General features: G+C 40.8%; 1 protein-coding gene and 1 pseudogene. Both read right to left on the bottom strand.

The window, feature by feature from the left end; all coding sequences use genetic code 11:
* Positions 1–155: 155 nt before the first annotated feature.
* Entirely contained in the window at positions 156–521 is a 366-nt protein-coding gene (locus DMC01_RS16965) for a TaqI-like C-terminal specificity domain-containing protein (protein WP_427846134.1), read from the bottom strand.
* Between the two features lie 132 nt (positions 522–653).
* Positions 654–977 (bottom strand): annotated as a pseudogene (locus tag DMC01_RS16960) (hypothetical protein); the annotation flags it as partial.
* Between the last annotated feature and the right edge of the window lie 112 nt (positions 978–1089).

The following is a 1089-nucleotide window of genomic DNA, read 5'->3' as shown; positions in this document are numbered from 1 at the left end:
GGGGGTTTTTGCTTCGCAAGGCTTGCAACCCGTTGGGTGGGGGTGGGTAAATTCAGCATTTGAATTTTCAATTTTTGAATTTTGCAAAATTTGTGAATTTTCTTTTAAATTCAAGGAAATTGTTGAATTTTGAGTGTTTTTTACTGACCCACCCCCTAAATCCCCTCCGCAAGGGAGGGGGACTTGTCTGCGGTTTCAAGCCCACTTGCAAGGGACTTTTGGTTTGAATTTTCAGCCTTTAAAGCCAAAATCTGCTCCACTAAATTCACAATTCTTTCTGCGATTTTTGAATTTTTGGGATTTATTTTGGGGATGGGGAGTTTTTCTACAAAGATTTTACTCATTTCATAACCATTTGCACCTAAAGTTGCCCCTATTTGCCTAAAATACCAAAAATTCAATTTAGAATTCAAAATTCCTGTTAAATACGCCAAATTTTCCCTTTCGCTTGTAATGATAAAACATTTTTGATTAGTATAAAAACTCGATTTATCAAGCGTTGCAATGAACTCTTTATTCATATTTGGATACACAATCTTTTCTTTCTCAAAGTCCAAAAGATAAGCACAGTCTCGCAAATTATAAGGACTTATGCCCTTATCGCTTCGCTCCCAAAAACCCTTGCCCTTGCCCTTGTTTGTTTTTGCCACCTCGTCAAAATACGTTTTTAAGGCTGGATAGTCCTTTATGTCAATGGGTGGGATTTTGATTGTGTCATATTGAGCATCAGTGTTGTCATTGCGAGCGAAGTGCGTAGCACGAAGCGAAGAATCTCTTTTTGAATTACGAGATTCTTCGCTACGCTCAGAATGACAAGTGGGGGCTTGAGATTCTTCGCTACGCTCAGAATGACAAGTGGGGATTTCATAGCCATTGTGCGTGTTAATAAGCCATAAATTCGCCCATTCATAGCCATATCTTTTAATGTCTCTGCCACGCAAGATGGGCTTTATGAGCCTTGCTGTGCGTTCTTTTTCGGTAAGCATTTCATACCCACCCCCTAAATCCCCCTCCGCAAGGGAGGGGGACTTTTGGTTTGAATCCATAGATTCCCCCTCACTTGCGGAGGGGTCGCCTTTGATTCCCCCT

Source organism: Campylobacter troglodytis, from assembly GCF_006864425.1.
Classification (GTDB): Bacteria; Campylobacterota; Campylobacteria; order Campylobacterales; family Campylobacteraceae; genus Campylobacter_D; species Campylobacter_D troglodytis.
This window is presented reverse-complemented; position numbering and strand designations above follow the sequence as displayed.